This window comes from Serratia sp. BIGb0234 (genome assembly GCF_024809915.1).
Classification (GTDB): domain Bacteria; phylum Pseudomonadota; class Gammaproteobacteria; order Enterobacterales; family Enterobacteriaceae; genus Serratia; species Serratia liquefaciens.
On sequence record NZ_JANUEI010000001.1, the window covers coordinates 274374 to 294933 of the forward strand.

At 57.0% G+C, this 20560-nt stretch carries 18 protein-coding genes and 1 riboswitch; of the genes, 9 read left to right on the plus strand and 9 right to left on the minus strand.

Going from position 1 to position 20560, the window contains the following annotated elements; genetic code table 11:
- Positions 1-45: 45 nt before the first annotated feature.
- Positions 46-756, minus strand: coding sequence for an ATP-binding cassette domain-containing protein (locus M2407_RS01465; protein WP_041414306.1), 711 nt, complete (start codon positions 754-756; stop codon positions 46-48).
- Positions 757-2024: 1268 nt separating this feature from the next.
- Between M2407_RS01465 and uvrB the strand changes: the two genes are divergently transcribed.
- Both uvrB and M2407_RS01475 read left to right on the plus strand, forming a co-directional pair.
- A complete protein-coding gene (gene uvrB, locus M2407_RS01470) occupies positions 2025-4037 on the plus strand; it encodes an excinuclease ABC subunit UvrB (protein WP_259216597.1) in 2013 nt (670 codons plus the stop codon).
- 108 nt (positions 4038-4145) lie between these two features.
- Positions 4146-4403, plus strand: a complete 258-nt coding sequence (locus M2407_RS01475; protein ID WP_020825722.1) for a VF530 family DNA-binding protein — start codon at positions 4146-4148, stop codon at positions 4401-4403.
- A 4-nt stretch (positions 4404-4407) separates the two neighbouring features.
- Here M2407_RS01475 and yvcK read toward each other — a convergent pair whose 3' ends face one another.
- Positions 4408-5325, minus strand: coding sequence for a uridine diphosphate-N-acetylglucosamine-binding protein YvcK (yvcK, locus tag M2407_RS01480; RefSeq protein WP_020825723.1), 918 nt, complete (start codon positions 5323-5325; stop codon positions 4408-4410).
- Between the two features lie 260 nt (positions 5326-5585).
- Positions 5586-5728: riboswitch (molybdenum cofactor riboswitch) on the plus strand.
- On the opposite strand from yvcK, the gene moaA reads away from it, so the two are divergent.
- From moaA to M2407_RS01510, 6 genes are all read left to right on the plus strand, one after another.
- Positions 5715-6701, plus strand: a complete 987-nt coding sequence (gene moaA, locus M2407_RS01485) for a GTP 3',8-cyclase MoaA (RefSeq protein WP_020825724.1) — start codon at positions 5715-5717, stop codon at positions 6699-6701. Its footprint overlaps the riboswitch before it by 14 nt.
- 149 nt (positions 6702-6850) lie before the next feature.
- Entirely contained in the window at positions 6851-7363 is a 513-nt protein-coding gene (moaB, locus tag M2407_RS01490) for a molybdenum cofactor biosynthesis protein B (protein WP_020825725.1), read from the plus strand.
- A 5-nt stretch (positions 7364-7368) separates the two neighbouring features.
- Positions 7369-7848, plus strand: coding sequence for a cyclic pyranopterin monophosphate synthase MoaC (gene moaC, locus M2407_RS01495; protein WP_012005756.1), 480 nt, complete (start codon positions 7369-7371; stop codon positions 7846-7848).
- Positions 7845-8090 carry a molybdopterin synthase sulfur carrier subunit gene (gene moaD, locus M2407_RS01500; protein ID WP_012005757.1) on the plus strand — a complete coding sequence of 82 codons (246 nt, stop codon included), beginning with the start codon at positions 7845-7847 and terminating at the stop codon, positions 8088-8090. Before moaC ends, moaD begins: the two co-directional genes overlap by 4 nt.
- Before the next feature lie 2 nt (positions 8091-8092).
- The gene (gene moaE, locus M2407_RS01505) at positions 8093-8563 is read left to right on the plus strand and encodes a molybdopterin synthase catalytic subunit MoaE (RefSeq protein ID WP_259217300.1); all 471 of its coding nucleotides are present in this window, start codon (positions 8093-8095) and stop codon (positions 8561-8563) included.
- 957 nt (positions 8564-9520) lie between these two features.
- The gene (locus M2407_RS01510; protein ID WP_020825728.1) at positions 9521-10231 is read left to right on the plus strand and encodes a Bax inhibitor-1/YccA family protein; all 711 of its coding nucleotides are present in this window, start codon (positions 9521-9523) and stop codon (positions 10229-10231) included.
- A 116-nt stretch (positions 10232-10347) separates the two neighbouring features.
- Here the strand turns inward: M2407_RS01510 and M2407_RS01515 are convergent, their stop codons facing one another.
- The 5 genes from M2407_RS01515 to cecR are packed head-to-tail and all read right to left on the minus strand — an operon-like array spanning position 10348 to position 16052.
- Positions 10348-11454: an ABC transporter permease gene (locus M2407_RS01515; protein ID WP_020825729.1), complete on the minus strand. Its 1107-nt coding sequence runs from the start codon at positions 11452-11454 to the stop codon at positions 10348-10350.
- 11 nt (positions 11455-11465) lie between these two features.
- A complete protein-coding gene (locus tag M2407_RS01520; RefSeq protein WP_048761234.1) occupies positions 11466-12620 on the minus strand; it encodes an ABC transporter permease in 1155 nt (384 codons plus the stop codon).
- Positions 12617-14347: an ATP-binding cassette domain-containing protein gene (locus M2407_RS01525; RefSeq protein WP_020825731.1), complete on the minus strand. Its 1731-nt coding sequence runs from the start codon at positions 14345-14347 to the stop codon at positions 12617-12619. The genes M2407_RS01520 and M2407_RS01525 overlap by 4 nt, the downstream gene beginning before the upstream one ends.
- 10 nt (positions 14348-14357) lie before the next feature.
- On the minus strand, positions 14358-15344 hold the full coding sequence (hlyD, locus tag M2407_RS01530) for a secretion protein HlyD (protein ID WP_046374234.1): 987 nt from the start codon (positions 15342-15344) through the stop codon (positions 14358-14360).
- A gap of 18 nt (positions 15345-15362) precedes the next feature.
- Positions 15363-16052, minus strand: a complete 690-nt coding sequence (cecR, locus tag M2407_RS01535; RefSeq protein ID WP_234529441.1) for a transcriptional regulator CecR — start codon at positions 16050-16052, stop codon at positions 15363-15365.
- Positions 16053-16354: 302 nt separating this feature from the next.
- Here cecR and rhlE point away from each other — a divergent pair, with 302 nt between their 5' ends.
- On the plus strand, positions 16355-17716 hold the full coding sequence (rhlE, locus tag M2407_RS01540; RefSeq protein ID WP_020825734.1) for an ATP-dependent RNA helicase RhlE: 1362 nt from the start codon (positions 16355-16357) through the stop codon (positions 17714-17716).
- 94 nt (positions 17717-17810) lie between these two features.
- Here rhlE and M2407_RS01545 read toward each other — a convergent pair whose 3' ends face one another.
- A complete protein-coding gene (locus tag M2407_RS01545; RefSeq protein ID WP_259216599.1) occupies positions 17811-18839 on the minus strand; it encodes an HlyD family secretion protein in 1029 nt (342 codons plus the stop codon).
- 2 nt (positions 18840-18841) lie between these two features.
- Positions 18842-20446, minus strand: coding sequence for an MFS transporter (locus tag M2407_RS01550; protein ID WP_046374233.1), 1605 nt, complete (start codon positions 20444-20446; stop codon positions 18842-18844).
- Positions 20447-20560 lie beyond the last annotated feature (114 nt).

The window sequence follows — 20560 nt, forward strand, 5'->3', positions numbered from 1 at the left end:
ATCGGCTAATTAAAAGCAGGGACGCATTATTTGCGTCCCTGCTTATCACACCGCCAGATAGGCATTGATCAAGTCCTCATCCAACTGTTCCAGCGTACCATCCGCCACGCTGCGGCCCTTATCCATCAGGCAAAAGCGATCTGCCACGCGGCGGACAAAGGGCAGTTTGTGCTCCACCAGCAGGATAGTCATGCCCAGTTCCCGGTTAAGTTTGCGGATCACGTTGCCGATATCGGCGGCGATGGACGGTTGAACACCGCTGGTGGGTTCGTCGAGGATCAGCAGCTCTGGTTCCAGTACCAGTGCGCGGCCAATCGCCAGCTGCTGCTGTTCACCGTCGCCCAAATCGCCGGCCCGACGTCCGCGCATCTCCCTCAGGTTGGGAAACAGGTTATAAATTAACGGCGGGATGCGGCGGGATTTATCGCGTCCGGCCATCAGCGCCACCTGCAGGTTTTCCTCAACGCTGAGTTGTGAAAATATCTGTCGCCCCTGGGGAACGTAGCTGATCCCCAGCTCCGTTCGGGTTTCTACCGGCTGCTGCAGCAGATTTTGCGGGGGTTCGTCTGCCAACTGCCAGGTCATGCTGCCGCTGACCACCGGCAAATGACCCATAATGCAGTTGACCAGCGTGGTTTTGCCTACGCCGTTACGGCCGATAAGCACCGTACATTGGCCACGCGGCAGTTCCAGATTGATATCCCACAGGGTATGGTTTTGCCCATAAAACTGATTCACTGACCTTAAACTCAACATCCGACATTCTCCTCAAAGACCTGTCTTCCACTCGTGGTTGTACGCCCATAGCGGGCGTCGGCGTAACGCGGCGTTAACAGGCCGCGCCGATTTCACCCGCCGGAACCGCAGGGCGGCCGGTGCAGGGAAGGGGGGTGACCCCTTCTTCCTCGCTTAATCCACTCCCTACTGCGATTTCCGCCTTAGCGGTTTCTTTCCCGAGTGTTTCAATGTCTGGAACAAAATGCTGATCTGCTACCTTCAACGAGGTAGTTAAGTTTTGACTTAAGCAAGCAATACATAGGTGAAAATGGCACCTAAAGGCCATTCGTTAGCGCTCTCTCATGTTTATGTCGCCAATGTCAGTTGATTCGTATTGGCGTGACGCTAAACCCCGAACAGCTCATTCTGCCGTTTCGGGGCGTAGATTTCCCCGAGCCCACTTTCGCCGTCAAAGGGTAATGCAACCCTTGGGCCAACTTTTTGAACGCTGTAAATCAGAGATTGTTATTGCCTTGTTAACGGCCTGGCGCGCCAGACGCGGGCTGGGTGGAATAGCGGAAAATAGCGGGAAAGTTAACACGGACGATTTTTGCACTCTTCCGGTGCTGAGCAGAAGAGTTATGGTGCAAGCTATTTCATCGCTCGCCGCAAGATGCAGCAAAGGAAGGTAACAATGGGACAAATCTGTTTTTGGCAATGGGTCTTTTTAGCATTAATCGGCATAAACAAAGCGATATTTTTGTGAAAAAATAACTAAAAAAGCCATCTTGGCGAGAAGAAACGCCAAAAAGCGTTCTTTCTGCAACTCCCGCCGGGGGCGGGGCGGTGAGAGTTATCCACTATTCCTGTGGATAACCTTGTGCATTAGATTTAGAAAACCGGTTTAAAGCGAGAGCGGACGCGGGTTCTGTTCGCTTTGTCCGCAATCTCGTCTTTTTTATAAAATCATTATTAATCAATAAATTAACTAAAATCAAGCGGCCTCTGTATTGATGAAGTGCCTATGTATGATTTTTCGCCACAGTGCTATCAATAAGTTAATTCGTGGCGGATTTTGGGGATAAAACTGTTATTGACAATAAAAATGTCACGCCGCTGTAACTCTGGCGGTGCATTCAGCCCAGATTGACGCACGCCAAAGCAACGAACCGCTTGAAGCTGGTTTTATATCCAGTATCATAGGCACTGGCGAAAATCGCCGGGGCTTTCCATAATTAGAGGCCATTCACCGAGCAGCAGCTCCATGGCCGCCTGAGCGCGCGCATCTCCACAGGGTAGCCGAGTCAATGAGTAAAACGTTCAAACTGCATTCCGAATTCAAGCCGGCCGGCGACCAGCCGGAAGCCATCCGTAAGCTGGAAGAGGGCCTGGAAGACGGCCTGGCTCACCAAACGCTACTGGGCGTAACCGGCTCGGGCAAGACATTCACCGTCGCTAATGTGATCGCCGATCTCTACCGGCCCACCATGGTGCTGGCGCCCAATAAAACTTTGGCGGCGCAGCTGTATGGTGAGATGAAAGAGTTCTTTCCCGAGAATGCGGTCGAGTATTTCGTTTCTTACTACGACTACTATCAGCCGGAGGCCTACGTCCCCAGCTCCGACACCTTTATCGAAAAAGATGCCTCGGTGAACGAACACATCGAGCAGATGCGCCTTTCTGCGACGAAAGCGCTGTTGGAACGCCGCGATGTGATCGTGGTGGCGTCGGTATCGGCGATTTACGGCCTGGGCGATCCGGATTTGTACCTGAAGATGATGTTGCATCTGACCAAAGGCATGATCATCGATCAGCGGGCGATCCTGCGTCGTTTGGCGGAGCTGCAATATAGCCGCAACGATCAGGCTTTCCAGCGCGCGACGTTCCGCGTGCGGGGTGAAGTGATTGACGTCTTCCCGGCGGAATCGGATGAATTGGCGCTGCGCATCGAGCTGTTTGACGAAGAGGTCGAACGGCTTTCGCTGTTTGATCCCCTGACCGGCCAGATCGAACAAGAGGTGCAGCGCTTTACCATTTACCCCAAATCGCACTATGTGACGCCGCGCGAGCGGATCCTGCAGGCGATGGAAGAGATCAAGGTGGATCTGGCCGAGCGGCGCAAGGTGCTGCTGGCCAATAACAAGCTGCTGGAAGAACAGCGTCTGACGCAGCGCACCCAGTTTGATCTGGAGATGATGAACGAACTGGGCTACTGCTCCGGCATTGAAAACTATTCGCGCTACCTGTCCGGGCGCGGCGAGGGTGAGCCACCGCCAACGCTGTTTGACTATTTGCCGGCAGATGGCCTGCTGGTGGTTGACGAGTCCCACGTGACCATTCCGCAAATCGGCGGTATGTACAAAGGCGACCGTTCACGCAAGGAAACGCTGGTGGAATACGGTTTCCGCCTGCCGTCGGCGCTGGACAACCGCCCGCTGCGCTTTGAAGAGTTCGAAGCGCTGGCGCCACAGACTATCTATGTGTCTGCAACGCCGGGCAAATACGAGCTGGAAAAATCCGGTGGTGACATTATCGATCAGGTGGTGCGCCCAACCGGGCTGCTGGATCCGCAAATCGAAGTGCGGCCGGTGACCACCCAGGTGGACGATCTGCTTTCTGAAATCCGCAAGCGGGTGGCGATCAACGAGCGTGTGCTGGTTACCACGCTGACCAAACGCATGGCGGAAGATCTGACCGAATACCTGGAAGAGCATGGCGAGCGGGTGCGCTACCTGCACTCGGACATCGATACCGTGGAACGGGTCGAAATCATTCGTGACCTGCGTCTGGGCGAGTTTGACGTGCTGGTGGGTATCAACCTGCTGCGTGAAGGGCTGGACATGCCAGAGGTGTCGCTGGTGGCGATTTTGGATGCCGATAAAGAGGGCTTCCTGCGCTCCGAACGTTCATTGATCCAGACCATTGGCCGTGCGGCGCGTAACCTCAACGGTAAAGCTATTCTCTACGGAGACAAAATTACCGACTCGATGGCCAGAGCGATCGGCGAGACCGAGCGTCGCCGTGCCAAACAGCAGGCGTTCAACGAAGAAAACGGCATTGTACCGCAGGGCCTGAACAAGAAAATTTCTGATATTTTGCAGTTGGGTAAACCCAGTACTCGCAGCAAAGGCAAAGGGAAGGGCAAAGCTGCGGAAAATGCCGCCCAGTACCAAAATCTTACGCCAAAAGCGCTGGATCAGAAGATTCGCGAGTTGGAAGCGCAGATGTATACCCACGCGCAAAACCTGGAGTTCGAGCAGGCGGCGGGCTTGCGTGACGAAATCCACCAGCTGCGCGAGCAGTTTATTGCCATTTCATAACCCATTGGCGCGCTGCAGACCGCGGCGCTGCCAAAACATAAAATCCTTGTCGCCTCCGCCAAAGCTGATTATGGTGTGCGGCCATTTGACTACTGCGAGCCACCGACCATGACCCAACACCAGTCCAAAGACCCGATGCACGGCATCACTCTGGAACAGCTTCTGAATAAACTGGTGGAAAACTACGGTTGGTCAGGGCTGGCTGAACGCATTCGCATCAACTGCTTCAGCAGCGATCCCAGCATCAAGTCCAGCCTGAAATTTTTGCGTCGCACGCCCTGGGCGCGCAAACAGGTGGAAGATCTTTATCTCGACATGGTTGAGCAGGCCGCCAGCGATAACCCGTGGCTACGTGGCGGCAAATAAACGCTTAGGCGCGGGCACCTAACTCGATCAACGCCTGATCCAGCGCCTGGCGCAGCAACTGACGATCGTGGCGGTAAGGAATATCCTGCGCTTCCAGCGGCTGTTTGATCACCACCCGATCTTGCACTTCACGGGTATCCGCCGTTGGCCCGACAATGACGGCATCAATCATCTGGCGGCCAATTTTCGCCTCCATCAATTCCAGCTTGTTCTTCAGCGTCAAGGCTGCCGCCGCGACGCTTAATTCGCGTCCGAGGTTGTCGATATAAATCATATTGGCGCTACTGCGACGCAGAGCCTGCGTAAGGTCATCGAGCAACAGCAGAGGCATCAGGCTGGTCAGAAAACTGCCCGGTCCTATCAGGATCACGTCGGCCTGCGCGATAGCATCCAGCGCCTCGCGCGTTGCGTTGACGTGAGGTGACAGCATCAGCTCCTGTGGCATGTCGGTCAGTTGATCGACATTCACCTCGCCGTAAACGTGGTTGCCTTCATGATCGTGCGCCATCAGGTCCACCGGCTGTTCGGACATCGGGATCAGCGCCGCGTCCACCTTCAGCAGGCTGCGCACCAGGTTGATCGCTTCCAATGGGCGTACGCTCAGGTGATCCAGGGCTTTCAACATCAGATTGCCGAGGTTGTGCCCAGACAGTTCGCCATTGCCGCTGAAGCGGTATTCGAACATCGCGGAAGCCACGCTCGGTTCGGTGATCAACTGATTCAGGCAGTTACGGGTATCGCCCCAGGCAATGCCCCCTTCCGAACGGCGAATACGGCCGGTAGAACCGCCGTTATCGGTGGTGGTGACAATACCGGTTAAACGGGAGCCTAAAGACGACAGGGAAGACATCACGCGACCAAGACCATGACCGCCGCCTAATGCCACTACCCGATCGAGATCGGCCAGGGTTCGATTACGCATAAATTTCCTTACAAGGGGGCTTAACTGCCCGCATAAAGTAGCGGATTTGGCGTAAAAACGCGAAAAAGAGTGTGGTTTGCGTGATTCCGGTCAATTCGTCTCCCTAAAGGCTGTTTATCATGGTTTACCAGATTAGGAATCGCCTAAAATCGCTGTATACACAATTATATAGCGAAATTGCGCGTTGGCTATCGCGTTTGTTTAGCGCTAGAATTCCGATGAAAACCACGGTTTCGTTCCGGCTACTCCGACTGCGGGAACTGAGACCAAAACTCCTAGCCTCTGGGCCTACGTTGTTCCTGCGAACAATATGGCGCTTGGGCCGTGGCGAAGTCAGCCACCAGGGTGCAGAGCGGAAACGTTCGCATCTCCCGACTTTGGAAGGTGTTATGGTGCCGCAACTCATTGATGCTTATGAGCGCAAGTTCTATTACTTGCGCCTGTCGATCACCGACGTGTGCAACTTTCGTTGCACCTACTGCTTGCCGGACGGCTACCGCCCGAACGGCAGCCCGAAAACATTCTTGTCGCTTGATGAGATCCGACGCGTCAGTCGCGCATTCGCCGAACTGGGCACCGAAAAAGTGCGCCTGACCGGCGGAGAGCCTTCTCTGCGCCGCGATTTCACCGAGATCATCGCCGCCGTGCGTGAAAACCCGGCCATCCGCCAGCTCGCCGTGACCACCAACGGTTACCGTATGGCGCGCGACGTCGCCGGCTGGCGTGATGCCGGCCTGACGGCGGTCAACGTCAGCGTCGACAGCCTGGATCCCCGCCAATTTCATGCCATTACCGGGCAGGACAAGTTCCGCCAGGTGATGGACGGCATCGACGCCGCCTTTACCGCCGGTTTCAGCAAGGTGAAGGTCAACGCGGTGCTGATGCGTGACGTGAACCACCAACAGCTGGGCGCCTTCCTTAACTGGATCAAAGACCGCCCGATTCAACTGCGCTTTATCGAACTGATGGAAACCGGCGAGGGGGGCGATCTGTTTCGCAAGCACCACGTTTCCGGTGAAGTGATCCGTTTGCAGCTGGAACAGCAGGGCTGGCAGCGCCAGCCGCGCGGCCGCAGCGACGGCCCGGCGCAGGTGTTCAGCCATCCGGATTATCAGGGTGAAGTGGGCTTGATCATGCCGTATGAAAAAGATTTCTGCGCCAGCTGCAACCGGCTGCGTGTTTCCGCTATCGGCAATTTACACCTGTGTCTGTTCGGCGAGCAGGGCATTGGTCTGCGCGATCTGCTGACGAATGATCAGCAGCTTGATGAACTGAAGGACCGCATCCAGGGCGGGCTGCTGAGTAAGAAACAGACTCACTTCCTGCATCAGGGTAACAGTGGCATAACGCAGAACCTGTCGTTTATCGGCGGCTGATCCCCGGCATCTTTCAAGCCGCAGCGTTGTTGGCTGCGGGCGCTCACCCCAGTCACTTACCTGAGTAAGCTCCTGGGGATTTACGGCCTTGCCGCCTAGCTGCAACTTGAAATCTATTGGGTATCCTATGAATAGGAGCAAAGTGAACAATGAGTCATGCCAACAGTGAATTCATTCCGGTACATATCGCTATTTTGACCGTTTCGGACAGCCGTGGCGAAGCGGAAGACACCTCGGGCCAGTACCTGCAAGAAGCGGCGCTTGAAGCCGGACACCGGGTAGTGGATCGCGCCATCGTCAAAGACGACAAATACCTGATCCGCGCACGCGTTTCCACGTGGATTGCAGACGAAACGGTACAGGCGGTGCTGATCACCGGGGGCACCGGCTTTACCGCCAGAGACTACACCCCGGAAGCGCTGCTGCCGCTGTTCGATCGCGAAGTGGAAGGGTTCGGCGAACTGTTCCGCATGGTGTCTTACGAAGAGATTGGCACCGCCACTGTCCAGTCGCGCGCGCTGGCCGGTATGGCCAACCAGACGGTCATTTTTGCCATGCCGGGGTCAACCCGCGCCTGTCGCACCGCCTGGGAACGCATTATTGAAGAGCAGTTGGACGCGCGTCATCGCCCGTGCAACTTTCTGCCACATCTGAAGAAATAAAAATTATGACGCAGCTAACTCACATTAACGCCGCGGGCGAAGCCCATATGGTTGACGTTTCAGCCAAAGCAGAAACGGTGCGCGAGGCGCGCGCCGAAGCTTTCGTCGAGATGTTGCCGACCACGCTGGCGATGATTATCGAGGGCAGCCACCACAAGGGCGACGTGTTTGCCACGGCGCGCATCGCCGGTATTCAGGCGGCGAAACGCACCTGGGAGCTGATCCCGCTGTGCCATCCGCTGATGCTGAGCAAGGTCGAAGTGCAGTTGGAGGCCCAACCGGAACACAGCCGGGTGCGGATTGAAACCTGTTGCCGACTGACCGGTAAGACCGGTGTTGAAATGGAAGCGTTAACCGCGGCTTCAGTGGCTGCATTGACCATTTACGACATGTGTAAAGCGGTACAGAAAGACATGGTGATCGGCCCGGTGCGGCTGCTGGCGAAAAGCGGCGGCAAATCCGGTGATTTTAAGGTGGAACTATGATTAATATTCTTTTTTTTGCTCAGGTACGCGAACTGGTTGGCACCGGCGATTTATCGATGCCTGCAGATTACCCGACGGTAGAGGCGCTGCGTAAGGCGCTGTGCGAACGTGGCGACCGTTGGGCATTGGCGCTGGAGTCCGGCAAGCTGTTGACCGCGGTGAACCAGTCGCTGGTGGCGGCCGAACATCCGCTGCGCGCCGGCGATGAAGTCGCTTTCTTTCCACCGGTAACCGGAGGTTAATGGTGGAAAATACCCGTATCCGCGTGGGTGAAGCGCCGTTCAGCGTCGGCGACGAATACCAGTGGTTGGCGCAGTGCGACGATGATGGCGCCGTGGTCACCTTTACCGGCAAGGTACGCAATCATAATCTGGGCGATGACGTCAGTGCGCTGACGCTGGAGCACTACCCTGGCATGACCGAAAAAGCGCTGGCCGAGATCCTGGACGAAGCCCGTAGCCGTTGGCCCTTGCAGCGCGCGACGGTGATCCATCGCGTGGGCGAGCTGTTTCCCGGTGATGAGATTGTCTTCGTTGGCGTGACCAGCGCGCACCGCAGCATGGCGTTCGAGGCCGCCGAGTTCATTATGGATTACCTGAAAACCCGGGCGCCCTTCTGGAAACGCGAAGCCGTCGGGGAGGGAGACCGTTGGGTCGATGCGCGCGACAGCGATCGCCAGGCGGCGGAACGCTGGCATAACACGCGTCATACTTGAAGAAATGCCGATCAGTTAAGGTGCTTTTTGGCAAGTTCGAGGTTATTTTCGGTCGATAAACGAGCAAAGCACCCTGAGGGTCTTAGGCTCCGACCGAGCAAGGGGCCGAGGCGCGGCCCCTTGCAACCCGCGCCTTTGCCCTATCAGACGGTTGGCTGCGCCAACGGCTCTCACTTCATCACGCCGCATCACGGCCGGCTACGACAGGCGTCCCTGCCTGTCTCGCCTGAAACCGCCGTCCCTGGCGGTTTCGCCTATGCGTCGCTCCTGCGTTCGACGTCTTCAAGGGCGCCCAACACCCTGCTCATCTCATCATTTTCACTGTCTTTCATCACGTAGCGTCAAACTGAGGGCATAAGCTGCCCGGTGGCTGCCAGTGCGGGTGTTGACCTTGGTGCGCATCACCGGCTGCCGAGCAAGACGGCGTTGTCAGGGGCAACCGGCCAGGGAAGGCCGGTTGAGGCGAGACTAACAGGGACGTTTGTCGTAGCCGATCCGCCCGACAACCTAGGTGCAGCGAGGGAATCCGCGCAGCGGACAGAGGGTGTTAAGCGAAGGCGCGGGTGGAGGGGCCGGGCCTTCGGCCCCTCCAATTGCCGTTCATTGTGGCGGCAGAGAAATGCCGGATATTGACGGCAATTCTACCTACACTGAACCTACAGGGACCGAATAAAAAAATGCCAGTCAGGCTTAACCGATCAGTATTCCGTCATACTTGAAGCTGCATCTGTGTTGCCCGCCTTTGCTCACCCCAGCCACTTAGTTATCTAAGCTCCTGGGGATTCGCTCAGTTGCCGCCTTGATGCAACTCCAATTATTCAGCGCATAACGCGTAACAGCGGAAACAAATCAATACCTTTGCCGCTTTGCCATCAGGTTTTATGTGGTACGCTTATAGCAGGCCGAGCCCCATAAATGGGGGTCGAAATCTTGTTTCATATGCAAAAGGTAACCGTCATGGACCGATATCCACGCTCTAATGGTTCAATCGTCGAACGTGCCAACAGCGGCATTCAGGCTTATATGGCGCAGGTTTATGGCTGGATGACCTGCGGTATGCTGTTGACGGCGTTTGTTTCCTGGTACGCGGCCAACACGCCTGCGATCCTTAACTTTATCTTCTCCAGCCAGATCACCTTCTTTGGCCTGATCATCGCGCAGTTGGGGCTGGTGTTCGTCATTTCCGGCATGGTCAATCGTCTTAGTGGCACGGTCGCCACCTCGCTGTTTATGCTCTATTCGGCGCTGACCGGGCTGACGCTTTCCAGCATTTTCATCGCTTACACCTACAGCTCGATCGCCAGCACCTTCGTGGTGACCGCCGGCATGTTCGGTGCGATGAGCCTGTACGGCTACACCACCAAGCGCGACCTGAGCGGTTTCGGCAGCATGTTGTTTATGGCACTTATCGGGATTGTGCTGGCTTCGCTGGTCAATATCTGGCTGAAAAGCACGGCGTTGATGTGGGCAATTACCTATATCGGCGTGGTGGTGTTTGTTGGCCTGACGGCGTACGACACCCAGAAACTGAAGGCCATGGGCGAGCAACTGAATGCCGATGATAAAGACAGCTTCCGCAAATACGCCATTGTTGGCGCGTTGACGCTGTATCTCGATTTCATCAACCTGTTCCTGATGTTGCTGCGCATTTTCGGCAACCGCCGCTAAATCCGTCGTCTTTCAAGCTGCAGCGTTGTTGGCTGCGCTCGCCTAGCCGCAGCATGAAATCCATAGGATTTACAGCGAATAGAAAGACTCTGCGATCTCGATCGCAGAGTCTTTTTTTATGCAATTTTACGGCGGAACATGGCATAGGCGGCGCTGCCGGTGGTGGCGGTAATGGCCAACAGCGGCCACAGGCTGTGCCAGATGATGCTGAAACTGGCGTCTTTCAAATAGATCTGTTTGGTGATGTCGGTGAAGTGGCGGATGGGGTTTACCCAGGTGAGGTTTTGCAGCCACACCGGCATATTCTCCACCGGTGAAACATAACCGGAGAGCAGGATGGCCGGCATCATAAACACGAACACGCCGATAAACGCCTGTTGCTGGGTGGCGCACAGCGACGAAATCAGCAGGCCGAACCCCACCAGCGACAGCCCGTAAATCAACATGGTGCCGTAGAACAACAGCAGCGACCCGGCGAACGGGATCTGATAGATAAAGATGCCGATCAGCAACACTATGCTGGCCTGGAAGGTGGCGACGATCAGCGCCGGCACCGCTTTGCCGATAAAAATCTGCCAGGTGGTTAACGGCGACACCAGCAGTTGCTCCAGCGTGCCCTGTTCACGTTCGCGCGCCACCGACAGCGAAGTCACTATCAGCACGCCAATGGTGGTGATCATGGCGATCAGCGACGGCACCACAAACCACTTGTAGTCCAAATTCGGGTTATACCAGTTGCGCACCACCAGTTCACTGTTGTTAGGCTTGGCACGGTTGCCGATCAGCTCATTTTGGTAGTCCTGCACAATCTGCTGCACATAGTTGGCAGCGATCTGTGCGCTGTTGGAGTTACGCCCATCGAGCAACAACTGCAGCGGGGCCGTATTGCCGCTGGCGATATCCCGTGAAAATTGTGCCGGGAAACGGATCAGCAGCAGCGCTTTTTGGTTATCGATAACGCTTTGTATCTCTTGGGGGCTGCGCAATAGCAGCACGTGGGAGAAGGCCTTGGCCTTGGCAAAGCGCTGGGTCAGCTCGACCGAGGCATGGCCGCTGTCTTCGCTGTACACCGCAATGGTGGCATTGGTCACTTCCAGCGTGGCGGCGAAGGGAAACAGCAGCACCTGCAGAATAACCGGCAAAATCAGAATGGCGCGGGTTTGCGGGTCGCGCAGCAGCGATTGCATTTCCTTAATGATTAACGTCCAGAGACGGTGAAACATCTTCTTTCCCCTTAATCCAGCCGCCGCTGGGTTTTCCAGGCCGTCAGGCCGATAAATACCACCGCAGAAGCGATCAGGAACAGCAGGTTAATCATCAACACCGTGCCGACGTTGCCCGCCAGGAATAGCGTTTGCAGCGTGCTGACGAAGTAACGCGCCGGAATGATGTAAGTGACGGCGCGTACGATGGCCGGCATGCTGTCGATCTGGAAGATAAAGCCGGACAGCATAATCGACGGCAGAAAGGCGGCGTTCAGCGCCACCATCGCCGCGTTGAACTGGTTGCGGGTAATGGTGGAAATCAGCAGCCCCATGCCGAGCGTACTGGCGAGGAACAGGCTGCTGATGACGAACAGAATCAGCAGAGAGCCGCGATAGGGCACCCCGAGCACCCACACCGAAACCACCATGCACAACACCATGGCGATCATGCCGAGGAAGTAGTAAGGCACCAGCTTCGACAGCAGCAGTTCGGTTCGCGTCACCTGAGTGGAAAGCAGCGCTTCCATGGTGCCGCGCTCCCATTCGCGTGCGATCACCAACGAGGTGAGGATAGCGCCGATGACCGTCATGATAATGGTGATGGCGCCGGGAATGATGTAATGCCGGCTGATGGCCGCCGGGTTAAACCAGTAGCGCATCTGCACGTCGATCAGCGGTTTTTCTTCGCGCCCGCTGTCGGTGGCGCGCTGCTGTTGCCAGATTTGCCACACTCCCTGGGTATAGCCCTGAACGAAGTTGGCGGTATTGGGTTCACTGCCGTCGGTAATGATTTGCAAGGGGGCGCTGTCGTGCGGCCGCGCCATACGTTGGGCAAAATCATTGGGGATCACCACCAGCCCGCGGATGCGCCCGGCTTGCATCAGCTGGATCAACTGCTGGCGATTGTCGCTGATGGTGGGCTCGATATAGGGCGAACCGGTAAAAGCGTTAGCCAGATCGCGTGCCTCTTCGCTTTGTTGTTCCATCAAAATCCCCAGCCGCAGCTTGCTGGAATCCAGGTTGATGCCGTAGCCAAAAATAAACAGCAGCATCAGCGGAATGACGAAGGCGATCAGCCCGCTGCTCGGATCGCGCATAATTTGCCGCGTCTCTTTCAGGCACAGCGCGCGCAGCCGCCGCCAGGAGAAACCGCTGTCGTCGGTGCTGGCCGTTTCGCTATTCATGCTTTTTCCTCCTGATCATAACCCTGCACCAGTTCGATAAATGCTTGCTCCATCGAAGGGTTGGGGTTCTCGCTGCTGGCCACCTGATGCTTGAGATCGTCCGGGGTCCCGGCGGCGATGATTTTGCCGCGATACACCAGCCCGATGCGGTCGCAATATTCCGCCTCGTCCATAAAGTGGGTGGTGACCATGACGGTGACGCCCTTGTCTACCATGCCGTTGATATGCAGCCAGAATTCACGCCGGGTGAGGGGATCGACACCGGAGGTGGGTTCGTCGAGAAACAGAATATCCGGTTCGTGCATCAGCGCGCAGGCCAACGCCAGCCGTTGTTTGAAGCCAAGCGGCAGGGAATCTGGCGTCTGGTTAATGATGGGGTCGAAGTTGAAGGCGCGGGACATCTCACTGATTTTTTCGCGCTGCGCCTTGCCGCTCAGGCCATACACGCCGGAGAAAAATTTCAGGTTTTGCGCCACCGTCAGGTTGCCGTACAGCGAGAATTTTTGCGCCATGTAGCCCAAATGCTGGCGCGCCTTGCCCGAGCTGGTTTTCAGGTCCATTCCCAGCACCAACGCCTTGCCTTCGGTTGGCACCAGCAGCCCGCACATCATTTTGAAAGTGGTGGACTTACCGGCCCCGTTGGGGCCCAGCAGGCCAAAAATCTCGCCGCGCTGCACTTTAAAATCCACGTGGTCGGTGGCGGCAAAGTCACCGAATTTCTTCGTCAGTCCCTGCGCTTCGATCACGGTTTCGGTGCTTTCCCCTTCGACGGTTGGCATGATTTCCGCCAGCGCCGACTTGCTGTTCGGCCCGCCGCCGAGCAAATCGATAAATGCATCCTCAAAGCGCGGTTCCGCTTCGCTCAGTTCGGCGTCCGGCAGATCCAACGCCTGCAACACCTGGCGGTGATCTTCGCCTTCTTTCAGGATCAGGCGCAGATATTTGCCCTGGATCACGCCGTCGGTGACCGCAGGCAGGCAGATCGCGCGTTGCAGCAAGGCACGGTGGCTGCCGGCTGGTGGTGCTATCAACACCGTGCGCCCGGCCATGCGCTGGGTGAGATCTTTAGGTGCGCCGCTGAACAACAGTTCCCCTTCATTGAGCAACAGCACTTCACGGCATTGTTCCGCTTCGTCCAGATAGGAAGTGCTCCACAGGATCAGCATGCCGTCGTTGGCCAGCTCATGCACCATGCGCCACAGCTCGCGGCGCGAGATCGGATCGACGCCGACGCCGGGCTCATCGAGCAACAGCACCTGCGGTTGCCCGACCAGCGTACAAGCCAGCCCAAGCTTCTGCTTCATGCCGCCCGACAGTTTGCCCGCCAGCCGGCTGGTGAAGCGGGTGAGATCGGTAAATGTCAGCAGCCGATCAAAAGTCTGTTTACGCAGATCGCCAGTGACGCCGCGCAGATCGGCATACAGCGTCAGGTTCTCCATCACCGTCAGATCTTCGTAAAGGCCAAACTTTTGCGGCATATAACCGAGGATCGCGTGCAACTGGCGATCCTGAGCGATCGGATCCAGCCCGGCGACGCGTAACGTTCCGCTGCTGGGTTTGAGCAAACCGGCCAGCATGCGTAGCAGGGTGGTTTTTCCGGCGCCGTCCGGGCCAACCAGCCCGGTAACCGCGCCGCTGGTCAGCCGGGTGGTCAGGCTGGCGACCGCCGGTTTTTGCAGCGACGGAAAACGTTTCTCCAGCGCTTCCAGCTCAATCACCTGTTCCATCACCGTCCCCTCAAGGTTTGGCAAAGTGAACGGTAACCGGCATCCCCTGGCGCAGCGCGTCATCGGCATCGGTGACGATCACCCGCAAGCGGTACACCAGATCGGTTCGCAGGTCTGGGGTTTCGACGCTTTTCGGCGTGAATTCAGCGGTCGGTGAGACAAAACCAATTTTGCCGTGATAGGGCTTGTTCGGTCGGCTGTCGGTATAAATTTCCAGTTCGGTGCCCGGCGTTGCTTTACCCAGATTGACTTCATTCACGTAGGCACGTACCCAGACCGGACGGGTCAGCGACAGAGTAAACACCGTGCCGCCGGCATTAAGCATGGTGCCTGGCTCAACTGCCCGAGTCAGTACGGTGCCGGCCGACGGGGAAACCAGAGTGGTGTCGTGTAAATTAAGCTGTGCCTGAGCCAGTGCGGCTTCGCTCTGCGCCAGATTGGCTTTGGCTTCTTCAATCTCCTGCGGCCGGTTGCCTTTCAGGTATTGCGCCAGCTTGTCCTTTGACGCCTGCAGGTTGGCCTGCGCCTGATTGCGTGCGGTACGGGCATCTTCCAGCGCGTCGGCAGAAGTGGCGTTTTTCGCCCACAGTCCCTGTTGTCGCTTCAAGTAGCTGTCGGCGTAACTGAACGCGGACAGGCGCTGCGCCATTTCCGAACGCACCTGGGCGATTTCTTCGGTACGATAACCGGCCAGCAGCAGCGCCAGTTTGGCTTTGGCACTGCCGACGTTAGCCTGCGCCTGCTGCAGGGCGTTGATGTAAGGCGCGTCGTCCAGTTTCCCGAGCAATTGCCCCGGCTGAAGGGCATCGCCTTCATCCACCGTCAGCGACGCCAGCCGCCCATCGACGCGGAAGCCCAAATTCACCGTGCGGATATCCACGTTGCCATACAGCGTCAGCGGTTTGTCCTGCTGCTGCTGGTAATACCAAACCCCGTAAACGGCCGCGGCGATCAGCACAATAGCCGCCACAATGAGGGCACTGCGTTTCTTGTTCATAACACTCCCTGCCTGAATTTACGCGCCATAGCGTTGGCGCAGCCCATTAACCAGAATCTCGATATGTTCAGCCAGCACCTCGCTGATTTGTTCCGCCTCGGCCGCGCCGATCTGCTGCCAGCCGGCCTGACGGCGAACGGTTTCCCGCGCCACGCGAAACGACAGCACTTCGCCGATCAGCGCGTGGGTATGCAGCACGATTTTGGTCGAATTCCCATCCAGGCCGGTGTAGGCCGCCAGCAGGCGACAAAGCTTGTCATGCAGCGGTGCGACCACCTGCTGGTGGATCAGCGGGTAGGCATCGGTGGGGGAAAGCTGCTCGCGCGACATGATTTTGCTCAGGTTCAGCGTCTGCGGTTGCGTCATCAAATCGCTGAACGCCAGTAGGCCGCGCTTCAGGTGGTCGAGGTGGTGCTCCGGCAGGCGTTCGGTGGCCGGCAACTGCCAGAAGCGATCAATCTCGTCGGCCAGGGGGCGAAACGCCTGCTGGATAAAATCGGCAATCCACTGTGCAACGGCCAGATACAGGCCTTCTTTGGAATTGAAGTAGTAGGTGATGGCGGCGATGTTGTGCCCGGCGCGCTGGGCGATATCGCGGGTGGTCGCACCCTGAATGCCATATTCGCCGAACATCTCGATGGCGGCGGCGATCAGCTGCTGTCGCGCCTGCTCACCCCGTGCCCGGCTGGCGGTCTGGTTATTTGGCATTGATGGCACTCGCTAAAGTTAATCAATCATATGATTAACTTTATGCCAGCTTGGGTAAAATGCAACCAGTAGGCATCGTTTATTTAAGGTTATTTTTTCGGACTAGGCTGAATTCCCGGCATATTGTGCTTTGAGCCAGTAAAATTGCGTTTTCTTGTTCGAGTTCTGCTACAATCGCCCGCTTGGTGCACTGCAGTTTGTGCCAATCCCTCGTGGTCATGCTTAATGTCCCGTCTGATAATCCTCCCAGGAAACTGCACCGAACACTGTTAGGTTAGGGGGGATCTGGAGTTTTTCTCTTTATGTCATTTGAAACCCTCGGCTTAAGTGCTGAAATTCTGCGCGCTGTTGAAGAACAGGGCTATCGCGAACCTACGCCAATTCAACGCCAGGCGATTCCTGTCGTATTGGAAGGTCGTGACCTGATGGCCAGCGCCCAGACCGGTACCGGTAAAACCGCTGGCTTTACCCTGCCGCTGCTGCAGCTGCTGAGTAAGCATGACCATCCGGTCAAAGGCCGCCGTCCGGTACGTGCGTTGATCCTGACGCCAACCCGTGAGCTGGCAGCGCAGATCGGCGAAAACGTCGAAGCCTACAGCAAATACCTGCGCCTGCGTTCGCTGGTGGTATTTGGTGGTGTGAGCATCAACCCGCAGATGATGAAACTGCGCGGCGGCGTCGACATTCTGGTGGCAACGCCGGGTCGCCTGCTGGATCTGGAACACCAACGCGCCGTTGACCTGTCCAAAGTTGAAATTCTGGTGCTGGACGAAGCCGACCGCATGCTGGATATGGGCTTTATCCATGATATCCGCCGCGTGCTGGCCAAGCTGCCTGCCAAGCGTCAGAACCTGTTGTTCTCTGCGACCTTCTCCGACGATATCAAAGGGCTGGCCAACAAGCTGTTGCACAACCCGGCATCGGTTGAAGTGGCGCGCCGCAATACCGCGTCCGAGCAGATCGAACAAAGCGTGCACTTCGTAGACAAGAAGCGTAAGCGGGAATTGCTGTCCCAGATGATCGGTGAAGGTGACTGGAAGCAGGTGCTGGTGTTCAACCGCACCAAGCACGGTGCTAACCACCTGGCCGAACAGTTGAATAAAGACGGCATCACGGCCGCTGCGATCCACGGCAATAAAAGCCAGGGCGCTCGTACCCGTGCGTTGGCCGATTTTAAAGACGGTAAAATTCGCGTATTGGTTGCTACCGACATCGCGGCGCGTGGTCTGGACATCGATCAGTTGCCACACGTGGTGAACTACGAACTGCCTAACGTACCGGAAGACTACGTACACCGTATCGGTCGTACCGGTCGTGCAGAACGTACCGGTGAGGCTATCTCGCTGGTGTGCGTGGATGAACACAAGCTGCTGCGCGATATCGAACGCCTGCTCAAGCGTGAAATCCCGCGTATTGCCCTGCCAGGCTACGAGCCAGATCCAAGCATCAAGGCGGAGCCGATCATTAACGGCCGTCAGGGTGGTGGACGTGGTGCGCCGCGCGGCAACGGCGGTGGTCAACGCGCCGGTAACGGTGGCGGCCAGCGCAGTGGCAACGGCGGCCAGCGTGAAAACCGCGGTGGCGGCAGCGCCCGCCCACAGGGTGATGGCAAACCGCGTTCAGGCGCACCTTCGCGTCGTCCGCGCAGCCGCCCGGCCGAGTAAGCTGATACCCTGATGATAAAAAAGCCACCGTTTACGGTGGCTTTTTTTTACGTGAAAACCCAGATGATCGCGTCAAAGCGCGGGGCAAAAGTTCTCAGCGCATTTCGAGTTCCGGCACCACCGACATACCGACCCGCAACCGTGCCAGGTCAGCCTGGTTCGGCTCCAGCAGAATTTTCACCGGCAGGCGTTGCACCACTTTGGTGTAGTTGCCGGTGGCATTATCGGCGCTGATGGCGGCAAAGGTGGCGCCGGTGGCGGGCGCTATGCTGTCGACATGACCGCGCAGCGTTACGCCGGGCAGCGCATCTACGCGGATCGATACCGGTTGGCCGGCGGAGACATTGGCCAACTGGGTTTCCAGGAAGTTGGCGACAACATAGCTCTGCTGCAGTGGCACTACCGCCAGCAACCTCGTCCCGGCAGAGACCCAGGCCCCTTCGCGTACCGCTCGCTGGCCCACGGTGCCGGCAATGGGCGCGATGATTTGCGTATAAGAAAGATTGAGGCGTGCCTGGTCAACGCTGGCCTGTGAGGCGGCAATGTTGGCTTCGGCCTGTTTCCTGCTGGCCTGCAATACCCCGACCTCTTTGCGTGCAGAGACCACGCCAGCCTGGTTTTGTTTCAGCTGTGCCGCGGCGCTTTGCATCGCGGAGGCGGACTTTTGCTGTTCATCAGCGGTTGCGGTGCCGGTTTTTAGCAGCCGGCGATAGCGGTCGGCATTTTGCCCCGCGTAGTTGAGCGTGGCCTGGCTGGCGCTGACGCCGGCTTCCTGTTGGGCAATATTGGCCTGTTGTTGATCCAGCTGCGCTTGAATACTGGCCAGCTTGGCCTGGCTAATTTGCAGATTGGCCTCTGCCGTTTCCAGCGCCACGCGATAGTCGCGGTCGTCGATAGTGGCCAATACTTCGCCGGGTTTAACCTGCTGGTTATCGGTCACGTTAACGCTGCGGATATAGCCGGAAACCTTGGGCGCCACCAGTGTGTAATCGGCCGTCACCACCGCGTCGTCGGTACGAAAATGGTGGCGGGTAAGCGATGAATAGACAAAGAAAGCGATGGCCAACAGGATGACCAGCAACAGCGCCAGAGTTAAGGTTCGTTTTGCAGGAGTGAAGCTCATGGTTATGATCCTGATGTTTTTGGAACTAAAGGTAAAAGGGTTTGCGGCGGGTAGACGCGGGTCGGTAGCCAGGCAGTCAACAGCACCAGCAGCAGGGCACAGCAGATAATCAGCAGATAGGCATCACTGATGCTGAGGATCATCGCCTGATGTTTCACTAACGTTGAAAAATGCCCGAGGTTTTCCGCAGAACTGACCGATCCGTCCGGCAATAACGGCATGGCGCCGCTAGCTTGTTCTGCGTTCTCTGCGGTCATTAGCCATGGGCTATTGCCCAGTCGATCCACCAGCACCTGAGAGTGGAACTTCTCCCGGTGACTCATGAAATTCTCCACCAGACTCCCCGCCGCCACGGTCGAGAAGCCGCGTACGGTGTTAAACATCGCTGAGGCGAAAGGCCCCTCGGGTGCCAGCACGACGCTGGTGGAGGTCATCAGGACCGGCAAAATCATCATCGGTTGACCAAACGCCAGCAGGCTCTGGATCAGCCAGAAGTTTTGCCGTGCCCAATCATCGGTTAATTGCATACCCAGCAAGCAAGCGCTGACGATGAGGCCCGCACCGGCGGCGAGCATCCAGCGACAGTCAATCCAACGGAAATTCAGCAGGGTAGCGACGAGTGGCGCTATCACTAACTGCGGTAAGCCAATAGTCAGCGCCAGTGGCGCGAATTGTGCGGTGCGGAAACCTTCAACCTGCGAGAAATAGAATGAAGGAAGCAGTGAGCCGGATAGCCCCAGTATCAGTACGCCTGCCAGCGTCAGCAGACTATGAGACAGGTTTATCCGCTTCAGCATTTGCAGCTTGAACAGGGGGAGCGGGTGATACCATTCGTTGATTAAAAACGTCACCAGCAATGCGATGGATACCGGCAGCATCAGGCAAATCAACGGCGAATTAAACCAGTCGAGCCGCTCTCCCTGCGTCAGCGACAGGATCAACAATGCAATGCCACTACAACCGGTCAGCATGCCGAACAGATCGATCTGGTGTAAACGTTCAAGGCGTAATGGATCCTGCGGTAGCCCCCATCCCATCAATAAAGAAGCGATAAAACACAGCGGGATAGCCTGCCAGAAGACAAACTGCCAGCCCAGATGATCGGTCCACAGCGCCGCCAGCGGCGCCGCGACGTTGGGACCAAAGGTGGCGGTGAGCGCGTAGGCGGCCAAACCATAAAGTTTGATACCCGGCGGCAGAAAACGCAGCGCGACCGTCATCAGCAGCGGCGGCAGTGCACCGCCAAACAGGCCTTGAACGATTCGTAGCGCAATAAACAACGTGGGATCAGAGACTAAGGGTTGGAGTACGCCGACCGCAGCAAATCCGCTGACCATCACCAGGGCAAAGCGCCGCAGTGAGAACGTCACGGCAAACCAGGGCGCGACCATCATTGCTGCCACCTCCGCAGCCTGATAAGACGAGGTGATCCAACTGGCTTCGTCATAGCCAATGCCGATAGCCGCACGAATATCCGCCAACGCCAGATCGCTTAACCGGTCATTCAGCCCCGAAGTCAGGGCAGCAATCAGTACCCCCACCAGGCCTAATGCCAGGCGCAGGGTGAAAGGATGCGGTGCAGCGGCAGGCGCAGGCTGAACATTCATAGTGTGACTCCGGTAACGAAACTAGCGATGCACTGTATTGCATGGTGGTACAATGTGATGCATGCTACATTGTGGTTCGCTGTATTGCAATGTGGTACATCGTGTCTGGGGGAA